Source organism: Pseudomonas sp. KH_027 (genome assembly GCF_057838565.1).
Genome location: NZ_CM174470.1, coordinates 1,901,482 through 1,919,686 on the forward strand (window position 1 = coordinate 1,901,482; position 18,205 = coordinate 1,919,686).

The window sequence follows — 18,205 nt, forward strand, 5'->3', positions numbered from 1 at the left end:
TTCCCGCCGGGCCCATGGGCCCGGTTTTTTGTGCCTGCGTGTTGGCTGGCCATGCGCAAGAGCATGTAGCGGGTTCTGCGAATAAAGTGCGCGGCGGTAGATCGGAGGTGAGGCGATCAAGCATCGCGAAGTAAGTACGGAGCCCAGTGGTAAGATGCCAGCGGAACCACCACTCGCAGACATACGATGAAGCTGGAAGGGCGTTTTTGGATTACGCACAACGGCAAGGACCTTGCCGGGGAAGGACGTATCGCATTGCTGTCGCGGATCGACAGCACAGGCTCAATCACCCAGGCCGCGAAAGCCGTGGGCGTGAGCTACAAATTTGCCTGGGATTCAGTCGATGCCATGAATGCCGCCGCTGGCAGCCCGCTGGTCGAGCGCAGTGCCGGCGGCAAAGGCGGTGGCGGGACCCGATTGACTCCCGCTGGACATACCTTGATCGAAGCCTTCCACCGTTATGAGCGAGAGCACCGGCTTTTTCTCGAGCGCCTGGGTGAGGATGCAGGTATCTCATCCTTTCTCGAGATCATGGAGCGGCTGCGCATGAAGACCAGTGCGCGCAACCAGTTGTTCGGCAAAGTCAGCGCGATCCAGCACGGCGAGGTCAATGATCGAGTTGAGTTCCATCTGGACAGCAATGATCGCTTGCTCGCCTCGATCACCCGCGACAGCACCGAACGCTTAGGGCTCAAGGAAGGGGATGCCCTTTATGCGCTGATAAAGGCTTCTTGGGTTCAGCTGGTTGACGCTGACTTCACCTCCAGCGAGCCAACGGACAACTTACTGCATGGCAAAGTCAGGCAAGTAACCCGAGGGGCTGCTGAAACCGAGGTAGAGATTGAACTGCCAGGCGGGGCGCACATTGCTGCGGTACTGAGCAATGAGCAGGCAGGCGACCTTGAGTACAGCATCGGCAAGCCGGTCGCAGCGCTTATCAAGGCTTCGCATATCATTCTGGGCAGGTTCTAGAGCGGCTTAGTCATTGCTCATGATCTGACTTCGCTTATCAAGCTCCATGGCATTGCATGGGTGGCGCAGGAGCGATTCCCGGCTTGCTCCAGCAGCGCGCCCGTGCGCTAGGCATCAAGTCTGTGGGGCATGGCCCGCTCCCTGGGGCTGCCTGGCGGAGTGTTGCGAGCCTTATTCGCAGCAGATAAGACCCAGCGATCATGGCATTTGCGTATCGCTATATTTAACAAAATATAGCGATAAAGAAGCAACTTGAGTATCGCGAGCCTCTCTCAAGGGGCCGCCACTCTACTTTCGCTGGGGTTGCCGCACGGCAGCGGATTGCCGGCAGGGGAAAGGCATGCGGTCAGGACACACCAGTAAGAGACGCATCTTGGAAGTACAGTAATGAGAAAGTCGATCCTGGCGCTGGTCATCGCTTTCGGCATCCTGACTCAACAGGTGCGAAATTGCGCCTCGATTGACCGCCAGTTTGCATAGCCGCTGACCAGTCGTTTGCATTCGATCTGACCACGCACTTGCAAACGGAATGACCGCCGCTATGTGCCTACCGACCGGCTAAAAGCGAGCCTTTGCGGACGGCCGCCGATAAATAAATCTGTCCCCTTTTTCTAGATGCGGGGCTGCTAGGCTTTTAAGGATCACTGCGGATACCAAGTCATGACTGCCACGCTCGCCGAAGTCGACGCCGCCCTGCCCAAGCTAGCACGCAAGATCCGCGTGCTCGATGCCCTGGCCTGGCCGGACGGGGTGGAAGAGCGCTTCCTCAGCGATTGGCGCGCTGGCCGCCCGGCCCTGCCCAAGGTAAGGCTGGCGCCGCGTGACCACCGGGCCGAGATCGAGAGCCTGGAGCGTCTGGCCAGCGAATGCGACACCGGCCATCCGGCCGGGCAGTTTCTCGCCGCGACCGCACGCAGCTATGCCACCGCCGGACGCATGCTGGGCGCCATCGGCACGCCCGCCTTCAGCGAACACTCCGCGCACCTGTACCGGCGCCCGGACTTCTTCTACCAGCGCCAGCAATTGACGGCGCTGGATGCCGCACGTTTCTTCCTGGAGACCACCGACGCCCTGCTCGACAGCCAACACATCCCGCCTACCGTCGCCGATATTCCGGCCCAGGACTTCGCCGACTGGATGCAGCCGGAACTGGACCGCTTCTTTGGCCCGGAGAAGGTCAGGGTCGTGGTCGACCCCGAGCTCGCATCCAAGGCCATCGCCGGCGCGACCCGCATCCGCCTGCGCGCCAGCGCCCTCTTTTCCGAGCTGGACAAAGGCCAGCTACTGCACCACGAGGCCTTCGTCCACGTCGCCACAGCGCAGAACGGCATGGCCCAGGCCAACCTCAGCTGTCTCGGCCTGGGCGCGCCACGCACGACGCCGACTCAGGAGGGCATCGCCATGTTGGCCGAGCTGCTGACCGGTAGCATCGACATTCAGCGCCTGCGCCGCATCACCCTACGCGTCATTGCCGTGCAGCAGGCCCTGGACGGCGCCGATTTCATCGAGGTGTTCCGCAGCTTTCTCGACGCCGGCCAGGCCGAGGAGGAAGCCTTCCGCTCCACCCAGCGGGTGTTTCGCGGCGGCGACGTCCATGGCGGCAGCGCCTTTACCAAGGACGCCTGCTACCTCACCGGCCTGATCGGCGTACACACCCTGCTGCGCGTCGCCATGCGCGACAACCGCCCCGACCTGGTCAGCCACCTGTTCGCCGGGCGCCTGAGCGCCGCCGACGTGGTTCGCCTAGGCCCTTTGTTCGAATCCGGCTGGCTCGTACCGCCGCGCTATGTGCCGCCCTGGGCCCAGGATCTGCGCAGGCTGGCGGCGTCCTTCGCGTTCTCGGCCTTTGTTGGGCGCATCAAGCTGGACCTGGTGGATCTGGACCGCTTCGTCGCGCTGGAGGACGAGGACAGTCGCTGAGGCCGAGCCCATGAAGAAGCCCATCAACAGACGCAATGCCGATCAGTTGCTCTGGGAAAAAGCGCACAGATGCATGGTGGTCACGGTAAAGGGCCGAAGGGGGACCAGGTAGACCCACTGGTGGACGATCCCGAGCGACTGAAACTGATCAAGAAAGGCGATGAGATTCAAGTGGTCTACACCGAAGCCATGGCGATTTCCGTGGAGCCTGCGAATAAAAAGTAAGCGAGGGAGGCGTACGCTCGCTTAGGCGTTCTGCTTCGCAGCCCGCGGCAAGAGCAGGGAAAATCAGCTGTACTGAAGACTCTCGGTACCTTAGCTATAGGAGGTTATGTCATGCCAAATCCTCGGCTTCCTGCTTTGGTAGCTGCGATATTCCTGGTGGCCTTTGCAGGATTATCCTGGGCTACAGAGCAAGCCCAACAACGTCGTGTCGGGCGGGATGTCCGGCAGGAAACGCGTCAGGATTCACGCCAGATAAAGCAGGATTGCCGCGCCGCCGACCAGCAAAGCAACCCCAAATGCCGGCAGGATAAGCGGCAGACCAAACAGCAGGGGCGGGAGAAAGCCCGGGATATCAAATACTGAGTAGCGAGCGCGAATCAGCGAACACGGAAATCTCTGGCGACGCCCCAAGAGGAGGGCGCAGTGGCGCGCAGCCCTTGGACTGCGGATCTCTTGGCGGTCAGCTATTGGCCGATTCTGTTGAAAAAGTAGCTGCAGCGGCAGCCTGCCGATCAGGTGTGCCTGCTGTCGAAGTGGCTGCAAGCCACATCAGGTTGCCTTTCGACGTTTCGCTGAGCGTCCTTGCTCAGGTTTAAGGGTTAATTCGAGGGTTTCTGCTCGCAGCAGGCGTACCTATCCCGTCAGCGGTGGCCCTTGAGGCAAAAGCTTGGCCATGCGGCGCAGGTTCTGCACCGTCGCCGCCAAAGTGAATTCGTCAGTGGCACCTGTCAGACCACGCAGTCGTAAACGGTCGAGTTTCATGATCCGTTTGAGGTGGGCGAAAAGCATCTCCACCTTCTTCCGTTCGCAACGAGAGATGAGGTATTCCGGTGTCTTGGCGATGCGCCGAGCCACGTCGCGGGCGGCCTCATGGATGCTACGAACGATCTTCCGATTCGGCGTGTTGGGGCAGCACTTCGCTTTCAACGAGCAGGTAGCGCAGTCAGTTTGGCTGGAGCGGTAGATAATGGTGTTGGCCTTGGTCACCCGTGACCTTTGCTGGGTGAAGGCGCGCCATTCACTGCGTAGCGGTTTGCCGGCCGGGCAGCGGTATTCATTGACCTCCGGATTCCAGTGGAAGTCGTTACTGGAGAGGCTGTCGTCCTTGCGTTCGGTCTTGTCCCACACCGGCACATGCGGCTCGATATCCTTCTCTTCGACCATCCAGGCCAGCATCGGGGCAGTGCCGTAGTCGGTGTCCCCGATGAGGCGTTCTGGCGTAAGGTCGAACTGCGCTTCGACGCGCTCCACCATCGTTTTGGTCGAGTCGACTTCGGCAGTGCGATGCGCCGGGGTCGCTTCCACATCCAGGATCACGCCGTGCTCGGTGTCGATCAGGTAGTTCGTGGCGTAGGCAAAGTAGGCCGGGCCACCTGGAGCAGCAGTCCAACGGGACAGAGGATCGGTGAGCGAAATTTTCTTGGGAAGAGCGTCAGCCAGCGCCTCTTCATCAAGGGCTTCGAGGTACTCGCGTACGGCGCGGCTGCTGAGCTTTGGATCGCTCCAATCGACTTCATCACCCGCCACCCCACGTTGCCGGCTGGCATCCGCCTTAATGATGCTGGCGTCGACGGCGAAACCTTCACCCTTGACTAGGCCGGCTGCCATGCAGCGCCGCAGCACCTCATTGAACAACCAGCGGAACAGATCGCTGTCACGGAAACGGCCATGGCGATTCTTCGAGAAGGTCGAGTGATTGGGTACTTCGTCTTCCAGGCCCAGCCGGCAGAACCAGCGATAGGCCAGGTTCAGGTGCACCTCTTCGCACAATCGCCGCTCGGAACGGATGCCATAGCAGTAGCCGACGACCAGCATGCGCACCATCAATTCCGGGTCAATCGAGGGACGCCCGATGGGGCTATAGAAATCCGCCAGGTGAGCGCGCAGGTCACTGAGATCCAGGCACTGGTCGATGCTGCGCAGGAGGTGTTGGGCCGGGACGTGATCTTCCAAATTGAACGAGTAGAACAGGCGCTGCTGTCCTCCCGGTAACTGTCCCATCATGCTGTTCGCCCCCACGCTCGCTGACAAAACGATTTTGCCAACAGCGTGGGGAGGCAGCTACTTTTTCAACAGAATCGGTCAACTGTTGCCGGTCACGAAAGGTCGGAACCGGCCAAAAGGAGACCTCGACAGGACTCCTCGGAGTACTCAATTGGGCAGGTGACTTGGCAACTTTCAGAAAGAGTGCCAGCAGCTCCTTTTCCCTTGAGGATAATTCCGGTCAGTTCGCCTAAGGCAGACCTCGCGCTTCACTGGCTGGCGCTAGGCGCTGTTTCCTCATCACGCAGGCACAGGCTCATGCTGTCGCAGCTGGCGGACCAGTCGTGCAGCCATTGCGGCTGGGTGGGAGACTTCTCGCTCAGCCCTAGCTCACGTACGAACTCACTCGGCGCCACTGTGCCCTTTGGCGAACGAAAAAGGCCCCGCATGAGCACTACGCCGATGACCCGTCCCTCTTTCACGAAGCGGTGCTCCATGAAACTCCATTTTTCGTCCCAGCCCAGCATTCGACTGTGAATCTCGAAGCGCTCGAACAGGCGCAGTTCGCGGCGGAACTTGCCCCAGGTGTCGCCAACGATGGGCAGCGCCTTATGGCGCAGCGCAACCCGGAAAGCGCCGCTGCGCAGCACGAAGTCCATGCGCCCGACATCGGCCAGGGTGAAGTAGCGGCCATTGGTGACATGCCGGTTGAAATCGAGATCCAGCGGCCAGACACGCATGCGGATCACTGTCGTATCCAGGCCGTGCACGGGCTTGCGCCAGGGGCGGCGCATTAGCATCAGTAACAATCGAAACCAGAGATTCATGGGCTTACTAACGAGTTGGTGAATGAGCGGCGCAGTCTAGCGACAGGCCTGTCTACTGAGGTAGATTCAGAAATGACTTTTTCTATGCGAAAACTGCAAGGCCGTACAATGCACGTCACCTTACTGCTCGCTGACCAGTGTTCTGCCGCAAGCGCGTCCATCGCCATGGAGATGTTCAACGTGGCCAACCATTTTTCTGGCGGACAAACGCCTGTATTCGAGTTGGTGACGGCCTCTCTGCAGGGACGCGAAGTCACCGCCATGGGCGGCCAGCGGATTCAGGTCGACTGTGCCTTGGACGAGATAGAGTGGACCGAACTGGTGGTGATTCCTGGGTTTCTCTTCACGCTCAAGGACGTGCTGCCGACCTTTGAGCACTATGGCAAATGGCTTCGACGACAGCACACCCAGGGCGCCACAGTTGCGGCCATATGTTCGGCCGCCTTTATGCTCGCCGAAACCGGCCTGCTGGAGACCAGCCGCGCTACCACCCACTGGGCCTTCGCCGAGTTCTTCCGGCGTCGTTATCCGCACCTGCACCTGGACGCGCGGCAAATTCTCTGCGAGGACAACCGCTTGATCACCAGCGGTGGTGCCAGTGCCGCCTTGGACCTGCTGCTCCATCTGATCCGTTGCTTTGCTTCCCTGAGCCTTGCCCAGCAGTGCAGCCGATACTTGTTGATCGACAACGTGCGCAACGAGCAGTCCTGTTACGTGCTCTGGTCCATGCCCAAGAGCCATGGCGACCTGGGAGTTCTGCAGGTACAAAATTGGCTGGATGAGCATTTTGTAGAGCCGATGCTGATTGATGAGCTGGCTCAGCGATTCGGTTTCGGCGTGCGCAACTTTAAGCGGCGCTTCAAGGAAGCCACCGGCTACACGCCGATCGCCTACCTCCAGACCTTAAGGCTGGAACAAGCCAAGCAACTGCTGGAAACAACGCAGATGAGCCTGGACAGCATTACCTACAAGGTCGGCTACGAGGACAGCAACTCTTTTCGCCGCCTGTTCCTCAAGCGGGTTGGCCTGCTGCCGGCGGCCTATCGGAAGAAGTTTCAAGCGACGAGGTGCTGAACCGGCAGCTTTAAAGCTCCTACTGATTCAAAAACGCTCAACTTGAAACCCCCTTGGGGTGCTAACGCTATTTCCGAGGGCTGCTTCTGGCCGGTTCAGGCCTGTCGTGACCGGCAACTGCCGACCCGATTCTGTTGAAAAAGTCGGCCTTGGTTACCACGACGTAAAAGTTGGCGCCTGAGATTTAAATCTCAAAATTCGGCAGAGGTTTGTGGGGTCAGATTTCACGTAGCGGCGCACAGAAAAGGGGTTTTCATCAGTCACTCCTGGGTCCGTTCGGACAAAGCGACTTTTTCAACAGAATCGGCCAGAAGCGGACCCTCGTAGAGGGGGCGCAAGCGGCCCAAAGCGTGGACTACCCTCCACAGCCTGTTGAGCGACTATGCTGGGCTTACCGACCTCATACCTTTGCGGCGACCTGCAAGGAGATAATCGATGTTGCCCACGACCACTTCCGAGAAGGCGCTGTCCCGTGACCTACTCGATGTACTGATTCGCGCAGGGCTGATCGCCGTTCTGGTGATTTTCTGCTTCCAGATTTTCCACCCGTTCCTCGACCTGATGCTCTGGTCGTTGATCCTTGCGATCACGATCTACCCGTTGCACTGCAAGCTCCTGGGCAAGCTGGGCAACAACGAGGGCCGTACCGCAACGCTGATCGTGCTGATCGCCCTCGTCATCCTCATGGTACCGATCTACCTGTTAGGCACCTCGATGGCCGACTCGGTGGAGCATGCCCTGGCCACGGTCAAGAGCGGTGGCTTCCATATTCCACCGCCGGCCGAATCAGTAGCCAGTTGGCCGCTGGTGGGCCAGCCGCTTTATGATTTCTGGCTGCAAGCCACCTCCGACATGACGGGGCTGGCGCAAAAGCTCGCGCCGCAGATCAAAGATGTCACTGTCACCCTGCTGGGCAAGCTCGCCGGGATAGGAATGGGCCTGCTGATATTCATCCTCGCCCTGATCATCGCCGGCATCTTCATGGCCTATGGTGAGAGCGGTGGCCGCAGCGCGGTGCAGATCGCCTCGCGCATCTTCAGCTCGGGCAAGGGCGTGCAAATCACCGAACTGTGCACCGCCACCATCCGTGCGGTGGCTCAGGGCGTGGTCGGCATCGCCTTCATCCAGATGCTGCTGATCGGCGTCGGCTTCGTGCTCATGGGTATCCCCGGCGCCGGCCTGCTGGCCTTGGGAGTCCTGTTGCTCGGCATCATGCAGCTGCCGGCCACCCTGATCACTCTCCCGGTGATCGGTTTCGTCTTCGCCACCGAGGGCGCCAGCATGGTGACCATCGTCTTTTCCATCTATGTCTTCGTCGCTGGCCTGGCCGATAACGTGCTCAAACCGTTGCTGCTGGGGCGGGGTGTCGATGTGCCGATGCCGGTGGTGCTGATCGGCGCCCTGGGCGGCATGGTCACCAGCGGCATCATCGGCCTGTTCATCGGCCCGGTGGTTCTTGCGGTCGGTTACCAACTGTTCTGGCAATGGGTCAAGGATCAGCCGCAGGGCGGCGGGCCAGGCGACCAGGAGCAGACCTGACGCGAGCAGGCTCTCCCTATGTCGCCTTCACTTCGCCCAGGCTGGTTACTCCTGCTCGGCGCACTTGGCCTTAGTGGTTGCGTGCGTCTGGGGCCGGATTTCCAGGCGCCGGGCGAGGCATGGGTCGAACACTGGAGCAGCCCGGCGCTCGAGCAGGCGAGCCAGCAGCGCCCACAACCCGACTTTCTGCAGTGGTGGCAGGTCTTCGCCGACCCGACCCTCGACCGCCTGATTGTCGAAGCCGACGCCCACAACCCCAGCCTGAAGATTGCCGGCCTGCGGGTGATGGAAGCCCGCGCCCAATTGGGCATTGCTCAAAGCGGACGCTACCCACAACTGCAGCAGGCCAGCGCCGATAGCCTGTACCTGGACCGCAACCAGTCCGGTGGGCGCAACCCGCAGGACAGCCATTTCTGGCAACACAGTGCGGGCTTCGACATAGGTTGGGAGTTGGATTTCTGGGGCCGTTTCAGTCGTGCCATAGAGTCGGCCGATGCCGCCTACTTCGCTGCCGAAGCCAATTATGAGGATGCACTGGTGCTGCTGCGAGCCCAAGTGGCAGAAACCTACTTCGCCCTGCGCACCACCGAAGCTCGTCTGCGCGTCGCCCGCGAGAACGCCGAGCAGCAAAAGCGCAGCTATGAGATCACCGAAAAGCTGTTCAAGAGTGGGCAGACTGCCGAACTCGACCTGCAACAGGCCAAGACCCAGTATCTGGGCACCCTGAGTACCATTCCCGACTTCGAGGATCAGGTACTGCGCACCCGCAACGCCCTGGCCGTGCTGATCGGCCGTCCACCCAGCCCACTGCCGGAGCTGGTCGAGAAAGAGGGGCTGATCCCGCTGATCGATCGCGCCGTGCTGCAGGATGTACCCGCCAACCTGCTGCTGCGCCGGCCGGACATCCGCGCAGCCGAACTCAACGTCGCCTCCCAGTCGGCACTCATCGGCGTGGCCGAAGCCGATCTCTACCCCTCGCTGAGCCTGCTGGGCAGCATCGTCTGGTCCGCCAGCTCATTGGACGGCGCCTCCAACAGCCTGGATCTGGTCGGTGGCCCCAGCCTGCGCTGGAACCTGTTCGACCATGGCCAAATCAGCAACAACGTGCGCGTGCAGGATGCCCGCTTGCAGCAGCTGATCGAGGTCTACCGCGACAGCGTGCGCCAGGCGGCGCGCGAGGCCGACGATGCCGCCAGCGGCCTGACCAAGGCGCTGGAGCGCGAGCGTATCCTGCGTGAGGCGGCAGTGGCCGCCCAGCGCTCGGTGACCCTGGCCAGCGCCCAGTACCGCGAAGGCTACTCGGACTTCCAGCGCGTGCTGGACGCCCAGCGTGCGCTGTTCCTGCAACAGGATAACTACCTGCTCAGCCGCAGCAATGCAGTGAGCAATCTGATTGCCCTGTACAAGGCCCTCGGTGGTGGTTGGTACAGCGCCCAGCCGAGGGTCGACCAGGCCAGCCGCGAGCAGATGCAACAACGCACCGACTGGGGCGACCTCCTGGATGAGCCCACGGATCCCACGGCCAGCTCCTCCCCGACGCCAGACAAGGTAAGAGACGATGAGTGAAGCAGCGCAGCCCGCCCCCTCGGCTCCGGCCCCCAGCGCGCCCGCGCCTGCCACCGACCCGGTAAAGAAGGGTGCAAAGTGGGTGGCTTGGCTGATCGGCCTGAGCCTGGTCTGGTACCTGCTGGCCGACCGCTTTACTCCTTACACGCAACAGGCACGGGTGCAGGCCTTCGTTGTCCCGGTGGCCGCCGAGGTGTCCGGCCGGGTGACCCGGGTGCAGGTGCGCAACAACCAGGACGTCAAGGCCGGCCAGGTGCTCTTCGAGGTGGATCCGGAGCAGTACCGGATCGCCGTTGACCGCGCCCGTGCCGACCTCGAAACCACGCGCCGTCAGATCGGCGCCAGCACCGCCGGAATCGACTCGGCGCAAGCATCCTTGCGGGCCGCCCAGGCCAACGAACTCAAGGCTCGACAGGATAGCCAACGGCTTGAAGGCCTGTACCGTGACGATCCGGGAACCATTTCCGTGCGTCTCCTCGAGGTCTCCCGCGCCAGTCGCGAGCAGGCCATCAGTCAGGTCGCCGCGGCCCGGGCCGAAGTGCAACGCGCACGTGAACAGCAGGGCGGCAGCGAGGAAGACAACGCCCAGCTGCGCAGCGCCGCCACCGCCCTGGCAAAGGCCGAACTGGACCTGGCCAATACCCGGGTACGGGCACGCTCGGCCGGGCTGATCACCGATCTGCGAACCGATGCCGGACAGTTTGCCGCTGCCGGAAGCCCGGTCATGACCCTGATCGCCATCCACGACGTGTGGATCAGTGCGGAAATGACCGAGAACAACCTGGGCCAGGTCGAGCCCGGCACCCCGGTGGCCATAGTGCTGGACGCCCTGCCCGGCGAGATACTCGAAGGTCGTGTGCGCAGCGTCGGCTACGGCGTCAGCGTCGGCGAGAGCACGCCGCCCGGCAGCCTGCCGACGGTGGAGAACAGCCGCGACTGGCTGCGTCCGGCCCAGCGCTTCCCGGTAATTATCGAGCTCGCCCCGGGCGAGTTGGCCACGCTGCGCGGCATCCGCGTCGGCGGGCAGGCCGAAGTCATGGCGTTCCCCTCCGAGGGCAACCCGCTCAACCTGCTCGGTCGCCTGTTCATTCGCTTGATGAGCTGGCTGTCCTATGCCTACTGACAGCGCCCATGGCTACTGAACGCGAGCCCCGCAGCCAGCGTGCGCTGCGCCTGGCCAGCGGCAGCGCGCTGTGCCTCGCCGCCAGCTTCGGGCTGAACCTGCCGATCCCCTTTATCGCTCCGCTGTTCAGCCTGTTCCTCCTGGCCTCGCTCAACCACCCCCTGTCGCTGAAGGCTGGGCTGGGGCTGACGCTGGTGGTGATGCTGACCACCGGCAGCGGCCTGCTGCTGATCCCCCTGCTGCGCTACTACCCTTTCAGCGGGGTTCTGCTCATTGGCCTGTGCCTGTTCCTGGCCTTCCGCTATGGTCTTCGCGGGGGCAACAACCTGGTCGCCACCTTCCTGGTGATCGGCCTGACCATGATTTCCGCAGCGGGTACCGCCGATTTCAGTCTGGCCATCATGGTCATCGGCGCTCTGCTCAAGGGCCTGCTCCTCGCCGTAATGGTGTTGTCCCTCAGCCATTGGCTGTTTCCCGAAACCACTGCCGCGCAGGCATCACCGGCCGCCCCGGCGCTGCCGACCGAAGAAGCCAGCTGGGTGGCATTGCGCGCGGCCCTGGTGGTGTTGCCGACCTTCCTGCTGGCGCTGATCGATCCGTCCAGCTACATGCCACTGATCATGAAATCGGTGAGCCTCGGCCAGCAGAGTTGCACCACCAAGGCGCGCGATGCCGGCCGCGAGCTGCTCGGCTCGACCCTGCTCGGCGGCCTGCTGGCGATGCTGTTCTGGTGTGCCCTCAGCCTGTTTGTGCACCTGTGGATGTTCTTCTTGTGGATGCTGCTGGTCGGCCTGCTGCTGGCGCGCAAGCTGTATGCCCTGAGCCCGACCCGGCAAAGTCCCGGCTTCTGGCTGAACAGCCTGGTGACCATGATCATCCTGCTCGGCCAGTCGGTGCAGGACAGTGTCGCCGGCAAGGATGTCTACACCGCCTTCGCCGTGCGCATGGGGCTGTTCATTGCCATCACCCTATATGCCTGCCTGATGGTCCAGTTGCTTGACCAACGCCGCCAACGTCGTCGCGTGCGACAGCACGCCCGCTGAGAGGTCCCCCATGCTGCTCAACCTGCTGACCGGCCTCCCTGTGATGGTGCTCTGCCTGCTGCTGCAGGCCATTTTCGTGGCCAAGTGCCTGCGCTACTACGCGCGCGTCAGGCATGCCCAGCAAGACCACGAATCACAGTTACTGGATATCCTGTTGTTGTCGATGGTGATGCTGCTGATGTTGCTCGGTAATTTCGTGCAGATGGCCATCTGGGCTGCGCTGTTCAGGCTGCTCGGGGAGTTCGACGATTTCGCCACCGCGCTGTATCACTCGGGGGTCAACTTCGCCACCCTGGGCTATGGCGATATCGTCATGTCCGCCCGCTGGCGCTTGCTCGGCCCGCTGGAGGCGGCCAACGGTATCCTGATGTTCGGCGTCTCCACCTCGGTGATGACCGCGGCGGTGATGGATGTCATCAAGCACAACATGGCCGGGCTGCGGCAGAGCGAACGGCTATAGGCCCGGTGAGGAAAAGCCGTGTATGCCCTGAGCATGCAGTCCCTGGGAGGCTGCTTTCGGCCCTTCTGGTGTGAACGGTCAAGGTTTTGCCAGGTTTTCACCCATTCAGTCAGGTTGGACGAGCGTCAATCTGAGTGATCGCTCCTGGCCGAGATCTCTGCCTGTCACGCAACTCACAGACAGGCTGGTCCAGTCGGATGCAAACAGGTGGTCAGATGGATGCACGTTTGCTCAAGTCCAGGTAATTGCCCAATCGGTCTGCAAGCCATCGCTAAGTGGCTACGAAACCCAGTGGTAAGATGCCAGCGGGACCACCACTCGCAGACATACGATGAAGCTGGAAGGGCGTTTTTGGATTACGCACAACGGCAAGGACCTTGCCGGGGAAGGACGTATCGCATTGCTGTCGCGGATCGACAGCACGGGCTCAATCACCCAGGCCGCGAAAGCCGTGGGCGTGAGCTACAAATTTGCCTGGGATTCAGTCGATGCCATGAATGCCGCCGCTGGCAGCCCACTGGTCGAGCGCAGTGCCGGCGGCAAGGGCGGTGGCGGGACCCGATTGACTCCCGCTGGACATGCCTTGATCGAAGCCTTCCACCGCTATGAGCGAGAGCACCGGCTTTTTCTCGAGCGCCTGGGTGAGGATGCAGGTATCTCATCCTTTCTCGAGATCATGGAGCGGCTGCGCATGAAGACCAGTGCGCGCAACCAGTTGTTCGGCAAAGTCAGCGCGATCCAGCACGGCGAGGTCAATGATCGAGTTGAGTTCCATCTGGACAGCAATGATCGCTTGCTCGCCTCGATCACCCACGACAGCACCGAACGCTTAGGGCTCAAGGAAGGGGATGCCCTTTATGCGCTGATAAAGGCTTCTTGGGTTCAGCTGGTTGACGCTGACTTCACCTCCAGCGAGCCAACGGACAACTTACTGCATGGCAAAGTCAGGCAAGTAACCCGAGGGGCTGCTGAAACCGAGGTAGAGATTGAACTGCCAGGCGGGGCGCACATTGCTGCGGTACTGAGCAATGAACAGGCAGGCGACCTTGAATACAGCATCGGCAAGCCGGTCGCAGCGCTTATCAAGGCTTCGCATATCATTCTGGGCAGGTTCTAGAGCGGCTTAGTCATTGCTCATGATCTGACTTCGCTTATCAAGCTCCATGGCATTGCATGGGTGGCGCAGGAGCGATTCCCGGCTTGCTCCAGCAGCGCGCCCGTGCGCTAGGCATCAAGTCTGTGGGGCGCGGGCATGGCCCGCTCCCTGGGGCTGCCTGGCGGAGTGTTGCGAGCCTTGAGGGTGGAAAGCCGTGTGCTGGGCTTTCCACTCTGGGGGCGGGGTTAGAGAGCTTCCGGTTCGACCTGGACGAAGTTCAGTTGCAGGCGTTCGCTGCTCCAGGCGCGGATCTTGTTGGTCAGCTCAAGGTCGTTGTTGAGCTTCTGGCCGTAGGACGGAATGATTTCCTTCAGCTTGGTCTGCCACTGCGGCGTCTGAATCCGGTCCTTGAAGCTCTTCTCCAGCACGCTGAGCATGATCGGCGCGGCGGTGGACGCGCCAGGGGAGGCGCCCAGCAGGGCGGCGATGGTGCCGTCTTCGGAGCTGACGATTTCGGTGCCGAACTGCAGGATGCCACCGAGTTCTGCGTCTTTCTTGATGACCTGGACGCGTTGGCCGGCCTGCAGCAGCTCCCAGTCGGCGTCCTTGGCGTTCGGGAAGTATTCGCGCAGGGAGGCCATGCGGTCGTCCTGGCTGAGCAGCAACTGGCCCATGAGGTAGGTGCTCAGCGGGATGTTGTCGAGGCCGGCGTGGGTCATCGGCATGATGTTGTCGGTGGTCAGCGCGCTGAACATGTCGAACATCGAGCCGGTCTTGAGGAACTTGGTGGAGAAGGTGGCGAAGGGGCCGAACAGCAGCACCTGCTGACCGTCGATCACGCGGGTGTCCAGGTGCGGCACGGACATGGGCGGCGAACCCACGGATGCCTTGCCGTACACCTTGGCGGTGTGGCGCGCGACGATGTCCTGGTTGCGGGTGACGAGGAACTGGCCGCCCACCGGGAAGCCTGCGTAGCCTTCGGCTTCGGGAATCCCGGATTTCTGCAGCAGCTTGAGGGCGCCGCCGCCGGCACCGATGAAGACGAACTTGGCTTTGACGCTGGTTTCCAGCGCATCGTTGGCCAGGTCGGCAACCACTACGGTCCAGGTGCCATCGTCATTGCGCAGGATATCGCGCACCTCGTGTTGCAGGTGCAGCTTGACGTTGTCATGGCGGGTCAGGGAGCCGATCAGCTGGCGGGTGATTTCGCCGAAGTTGACGTCGGTGCCGATGGCCATGCGGGTCGCTGCGATCTTCTGGCCGGTCGCGCGGTCTTCCATCACCAGCGGTACCCACTGTTTGATCTGATCAACGTCTTCCGAGTACTCCATGCCGCGGAACAGCGAGCTGTGCTGCAGTGCTGCGTGACGCTTCTTGAGGAAGGCGACGTTCTCGTCACCCCACACGAAACTCATGTGCGGCACGTTGTTGATGAAGGATTTCGGGTTGCTCAGCACGTTCTGCTGAACCTGGTAGGCCCAGAACTGCTTGGAGATCTCGAAGGATTCGTTGATGGCCACCGCCTTGCTGATGTCGATGCCGCCATCGGCCGTTTCCGGGGTGTAGTTCAGCTCACAGAAGGCCGAGTGGCCGGTGCCGGCATTGTTCCAGGGGTTGGAGCTTTCCTCGGCGACTTTGTCGAGACGCTCGTAGATGTCGATCGTCCAGTCGGGTTCCAGCTCATTGAGGTAAGTACCCATGCTGGCGCTCATGATGCCGCCGCCGATCAGCAGGACATCCACGGTTTTTTCGGGCTCGCCGTGCTTGGCGCAGCCGATGACGCTCAGGCACAGGAGTGTCAGCAGGAGTTTTTTCATAAGACAGTCCATTTGAAGTGAGGAGTGGCGTGGCTGTTCGCCCCGCTGTGTTCTCGCACAGGCTGTTTGCCGGGCTCTGGTCTTGGTGCAGAGGCCTCGATTGGCAAAGGGTAGCCGGCTTTTTGGGGTAACGATGGGGCAGTTGCGCCTGGGTTTGCATCGGGTTTTTGTAGCGCCACCCTTGCCAGGCGCGAGCTCGTCAGAGGGGTCGCCTGCGCATACAGAGGACTGTTCGCTTGGATTCAGTTCTGTGCTGCGTGGCGCTTCTGCATGGGCGCTTAAGCAACATGCGCGCCATGCGTGCGCAATTCCCATGGCAAAGGGGTGGCAGATGAGGGCGCTGCGCTTCAAGAGGCGGATCTGGGCGGGATACCGCCGATCGCTCGGGTTGGTCTGGCGGGTTTTCGCCATGTGTGCGCCAACGTTGCTTGGCGTGCGGGCGTGCGGGCGTGCGTTGCGTCTTCGGTCGCCTGCCCAGATCGAATGAAATTCACGAGTCAGTCGCGTATGCCCGCGGGGCCAGCCGGCGCGGATTCGCTGCCGTGCGAGTCGCTACCGCGCACGAACACGTGAGCACAGTCGACAGGGGACTTTTGCTCAAGGCTTGCCTTCGTGAACTTTATTATGTAATTTTTCATGAAATTAAAAGCCAATAAGTTCACGGAAGTGCACATGTTCCAACAATCGTCTCGGCACGTCGGTAGCTATTACGCCCACAGTTGTGCCGATCGTTTGACGACGCGGCCCGCTCTGGAAGGCGAACAGCGCACCGAGGTGCTGGTCATCGGCGCCGGCTTCAGTGGCCTGCATACGGCTTTGCGTCTGGCGTTGGCCGGCAAGCGCGTGACCGTGCTGGAAGCCAGTCGGGTCGCTTGGGCGGCTTCGGGGCGCAACGGCGGCCAGGCGATTCTCGGCTGGTCCTGCGATATGCCGCCGCTGGAAGCCGCCCTTGGTCATGAGCGCGCCCGTCGGCTGTGGGACGGCATGCGCTGGGCCGCGCAGGAGTTGCGGGAGTTGCCCGCGCGCCATGGTTTCGATTGCGATTACCGCGCCGGCCACCTGTGGACGTCGGTGCTACCTCGGCGGGTAAGCCAGCTGAGCGAATGGCAGCACGAGGCCAGCCACAAGTGGGGGCATGACGGGCTGCGCTTCATTCCACGCGCCGAGTTGTCGCAGTGGGTTGCCAGCGAGCGTTACCAGGCCGGTTTGTTCGACCCTGAAGGCGGGCATCTCAACCCGCTGAAGCTGGCGCTCGGTCTGGCCGACGCCATTGAGCGCGCTGGCGGGCGCATCCATGAGCAGAGCAGGGCGCTGAGTTACCGCGAAGAGGGTGGTCAGTACCGGGTGACCACCGAGCATGGGAACATCCGTGCCGATGTGCTGGTGTTGGCGTGCAACGCCTACATCGACCGTCTCGATCCGCAACTGGCCAGCCGCCTGCTGCCGGTCGGCACTTACCAGGTGGCCACCGCGCCACTGACGCAAGCGCAGGCGACGGCGCTGCTGCCGAGCAATGCCTGCGTCACCGATAACCAGTTCGTCCTCGATTACTTCCGTCGCACGCCGGATAACCGCCTGCTGTTCGGCGGCGGCTGCACCTACTTGGGCGGCATGCCGAAAGACATCGCGGCGGCGACGCGGCCCTATCTGCAACGGGTCTTCCCGCAACTTGCCGATGTCGAGCTGGAATTCGCCTGGGGCGGGCATATCGACATTACCCTCAAGCGCACTCCGGATATCGGCCGGCAAGGCAACCGTTACTGGCTGCAAGGCTATTCCGGGCATGGCGTACTGCCGACGTTGGCCGGCGCACGCGCGGTGGCCGCTGCAATTCTCGGCCAGGGCGATGAGCTGGCGCTGTACCAAGGCCTGAGCAACCCCAGCTTTCCCGGCGGTAAATACCTGGCGGCGCCACTCGAAGCGATTGGCAAGGCCTGGTACCGACTGCGAGACAGTATTTGATGGAGCGTTTGCCATGAACAAGCAGGAAGAAATCGCCGCGCTGGCGATCCTGATCCACGACCTGCGCAAGCACAAGAAATACACCCTGAAGGAGCTGGCGGACAAAATCGGTCGCTCGGTGGGCTTTCTCTCGCAGGTCGAGCGCGGCCTGTCGCGCCCGACGGTGGCGGACTTGACGGCCATCAGCCAGGCCCTGGATGTCACCACCACCTACTTCTACAACCTGCCGAAACCCAAGGAGTTGCCCTGGGTGACGCGCCCGGACGAGCGCCGCACGTTGTATTTCGCCAACGGCATTACCGACATTCTGGTCTCGCCGAGCATGTCGGCCACCTTCTCCATGCTCGAAAGCCTGCTGGAACCTGGCGCCAGCAGTGGCGAGCGGAACCTGAGCGACATCTCGGAGCAGGGCGGTTACGTCCTCGAAGGCGAGTTGACGCTGTGGCTCGGCGATGACGACGAGCCCGTGACCTTATCTGCCGGCGACAGCTTTCAACTGGCCAGACATACCCGTTGCCGTTACGGCAACCTCACCGAGCAGCCTGCCCGGGTGCTCTGGGTGTACACCTGATGAAGCAAGAAAACCTGATGACACCGC

The 18,205-nt window shown here is 61.8% G+C and carries 15 protein-coding genes; 12 read left to right on the plus strand and 3 right to left on the minus strand.

What is annotated here, in order from left to right:
* The first annotated feature begins 186 nt into the window (after positions 1-186).
* From AC3IYG_RS09035 to AC3IYG_RS09045, 3 genes are all read left to right on the plus strand, one after another.
* Positions 187-972 (plus strand): TOBE domain-containing protein, encoded by a 786-nt coding sequence (locus AC3IYG_RS09035; protein WP_489313435.1) that lies wholly within the window; start codon positions 187-189, stop codon positions 970-972.
* Between the two features lie 660 nt (positions 973-1,632).
* A complete protein-coding gene (locus AC3IYG_RS09040) occupies positions 1,633-2,892 on the plus strand; it encodes a peptidase MATCAP family protein (protein WP_489313436.1) in 1,260 nt (419 codons plus the stop codon).
* Between the two features lie 336 nt (positions 2,893-3,228).
* Positions 3,229-3,480, plus strand: a complete 252-nt coding sequence (locus AC3IYG_RS09045; RefSeq protein ID WP_489313437.1) for a hypothetical protein — start codon at positions 3,229-3,231, stop codon at positions 3,478-3,480.
* Between the two features lie 270 nt (positions 3,481-3,750).
* Here AC3IYG_RS09045 and AC3IYG_RS09050 read toward each other — a convergent pair whose 3' ends face one another.
* Both AC3IYG_RS09050 and AC3IYG_RS09055 read right to left on the minus strand, forming a co-directional pair.
* Entirely contained in the window at positions 3,751-5,121 is a 1,371-nt protein-coding gene (locus AC3IYG_RS09050) for an IS1182 family transposase (RefSeq protein WP_489313877.1), read from the minus strand.
* Between the two features lie 248 nt (positions 5,122-5,369).
* The gene (locus AC3IYG_RS09055; protein ID WP_489313438.1) at positions 5,370-5,927 is read right to left on the minus strand and encodes a thioesterase family protein; all 558 of its coding nucleotides are present in this window, start codon (positions 5,925-5,927) and stop codon (positions 5,370-5,372) included.
* A 108-nt stretch (positions 5,928-6,035) separates the two neighbouring features.
* Here AC3IYG_RS09055 and AC3IYG_RS09060 point away from each other — a divergent pair, with 108 nt between their 5' ends.
* From AC3IYG_RS09060 to AC3IYG_RS09090, 7 genes are all read left to right on the plus strand, one after another.
* On the plus strand, positions 6,036-7,001 hold the full coding sequence (locus AC3IYG_RS09060; RefSeq protein WP_489313439.1) for a GlxA family transcriptional regulator: 966 nt from the start codon (positions 6,036-6,038) through the stop codon (positions 6,999-7,001).
* A 435-nt stretch (positions 7,002-7,436) separates the two neighbouring features.
* Positions 7,437-8,540, plus strand: coding sequence for an AI-2E family transporter (locus tag AC3IYG_RS09065; protein WP_489313440.1), 1,104 nt, complete (start codon positions 7,437-7,439; stop codon positions 8,538-8,540).
* Between the two features lie 18 nt (positions 8,541-8,558).
* Positions 8,559-10,106, plus strand: a complete 1,548-nt coding sequence (locus AC3IYG_RS09070) for an efflux transporter outer membrane subunit (protein WP_489313441.1) — start codon at positions 8,559-8,561, stop codon at positions 10,104-10,106.
* Complete coding sequence (locus tag AC3IYG_RS09075; RefSeq protein WP_489313442.1) at positions 10,099-11,229, plus strand: HlyD family secretion protein; 1,131 nt, start codon at positions 10,099-10,101, stop codon at positions 11,227-11,229. The genes AC3IYG_RS09070 and AC3IYG_RS09075 overlap by 8 nt, the downstream gene beginning before the upstream one ends.
* 8 nt (positions 11,230-11,237) lie before the next feature.
* Positions 11,238-12,272, plus strand: a complete 1,035-nt coding sequence (locus tag AC3IYG_RS09080; RefSeq protein ID WP_489313443.1) for a DUF2955 domain-containing protein — start codon at positions 11,238-11,240, stop codon at positions 12,270-12,272.
* A gap of 10 nt (positions 12,273-12,282) precedes the next feature.
* Complete coding sequence (locus tag AC3IYG_RS09085; protein WP_489313444.1) at positions 12,283-12,732, plus strand: potassium channel family protein; 450 nt, start codon at positions 12,283-12,285, stop codon at positions 12,730-12,732.
* Positions 12,733-13,063: 331 nt separating this feature from the next.
* Complete coding sequence (locus AC3IYG_RS09090; RefSeq protein ID WP_489313445.1) at positions 13,064-13,849, plus strand: TOBE domain-containing protein; 786 nt, start codon at positions 13,064-13,066, stop codon at positions 13,847-13,849.
* Between the two features lie 224 nt (positions 13,850-14,073).
* Here the strand turns inward: AC3IYG_RS09090 and mqo are convergent, their stop codons facing one another.
* Positions 14,074-15,645, minus strand: a complete 1,572-nt coding sequence (gene mqo, locus AC3IYG_RS09095; protein WP_489313446.1) for a malate dehydrogenase (quinone) — start codon at positions 15,643-15,645, stop codon at positions 14,074-14,076.
* Positions 15,646-16,317: 672 nt separating this feature from the next.
* Here mqo and AC3IYG_RS09100 point away from each other — a divergent pair.
* Together AC3IYG_RS09100 and AC3IYG_RS09105 are read left to right on the plus strand one after the other, a co-directional pair.
* On the plus strand, positions 16,318-17,607 hold the full coding sequence (locus AC3IYG_RS09100; RefSeq protein ID WP_489313447.1) for an NAD(P)/FAD-dependent oxidoreductase: 1,290 nt from the start codon (positions 16,318-16,320) through the stop codon (positions 17,605-17,607).
* A 13-nt stretch (positions 17,608-17,620) separates the two neighbouring features.
* On the plus strand, positions 17,621-18,178 hold the full coding sequence (locus AC3IYG_RS09105) for a helix-turn-helix domain-containing protein (protein WP_489313448.1): 558 nt from the start codon (positions 17,621-17,623) through the stop codon (positions 18,176-18,178).
* The last annotated feature ends 27 nt before the right edge of the window (positions 18,179-18,205 follow it).

What these genes read in the sequence shown, in the direction of transcription:
- AC3IYG_RS09035 (WP_489313435.1), top strand. Translation starts at nt 187, where the DNA reads ATGAAGCTGGAAGGGCGTTTTTGGATTACGCACAACGGCAAGGACCTT.
- AC3IYG_RS09075 (WP_489313442.1), top strand. Translation starts at nt 10,099, where the DNA reads ATGAGTGAAGCAGCGCAGCCCGCCCCCTCGGCTCCGGCCCCCAGCGCG.
- AC3IYG_RS09105 (WP_489313448.1), top strand. Translation starts at nt 17,621, where the DNA reads ATGAACAAGCAGGAAGAAATCGCCGCGCTGGCGATCCTGATCCACGAC.
- AC3IYG_RS09055 (WP_489313438.1), bottom strand. Translation starts at nt 5,927, where the DNA reads ATGAATCTCTGGTTTCGATTGTTACTGATGCTAATGCGCCGCCCCTGG.
- AC3IYG_RS09040 (WP_489313436.1), top strand. Translation starts at nt 1,633, where the DNA reads ATGACTGCCACGCTCGCCGAAGTCGACGCCGCCCTGCCCAAGCTAGCA.
- AC3IYG_RS09065 (WP_489313440.1), top strand. Translation starts at nt 7,437, where the DNA reads ATGTTGCCCACGACCACTTCCGAGAAGGCGCTGTCCCGTGACCTACTC.
- AC3IYG_RS09070 (WP_489313441.1), top strand. Translation starts at nt 8,559, where the DNA reads ATGTCGCCTTCACTTCGCCCAGGCTGGTTACTCCTGCTCGGCGCACTT.
- AC3IYG_RS09085 (WP_489313444.1), top strand. Translation starts at nt 12,283, where the DNA reads ATGCTGCTCAACCTGCTGACCGGCCTCCCTGTGATGGTGCTCTGCCTG.
- mqo (WP_489313446.1), bottom strand. Translation starts at nt 15,645, where the DNA reads ATGAAAAAACTCCTGCTGACACTCCTGTGCCTGAGCGTCATCGGCTGC.
- AC3IYG_RS09100 (WP_489313447.1), top strand. Translation starts at nt 16,318, where the DNA reads ATGTTCCAACAATCGTCTCGGCACGTCGGTAGCTATTACGCCCACAGT.
- AC3IYG_RS09090 (WP_489313445.1), top strand. Translation starts at nt 13,064, where the DNA reads ATGAAGCTGGAAGGGCGTTTTTGGATTACGCACAACGGCAAGGACCTT.
- AC3IYG_RS09080 (WP_489313443.1), top strand. Translation starts at nt 11,238, where the DNA reads ATGGCTACTGAACGCGAGCCCCGCAGCCAGCGTGCGCTGCGCCTGGCC.
- AC3IYG_RS09045 (WP_489313437.1), top strand. Translation starts at nt 3,229, where the DNA reads ATGCCAAATCCTCGGCTTCCTGCTTTGGTAGCTGCGATATTCCTGGTG.
- AC3IYG_RS09060 (WP_489313439.1), top strand. Translation starts at nt 6,036, where the DNA reads ATGCACGTCACCTTACTGCTCGCTGACCAGTGTTCTGCCGCAAGCGCG.
- AC3IYG_RS09050 (WP_489313877.1), bottom strand. Translation starts at nt 5,121, where the DNA reads ATGATGGGACAGTTACCGGGAGGACAGCAGCGCCTGTTCTACTCGTTC.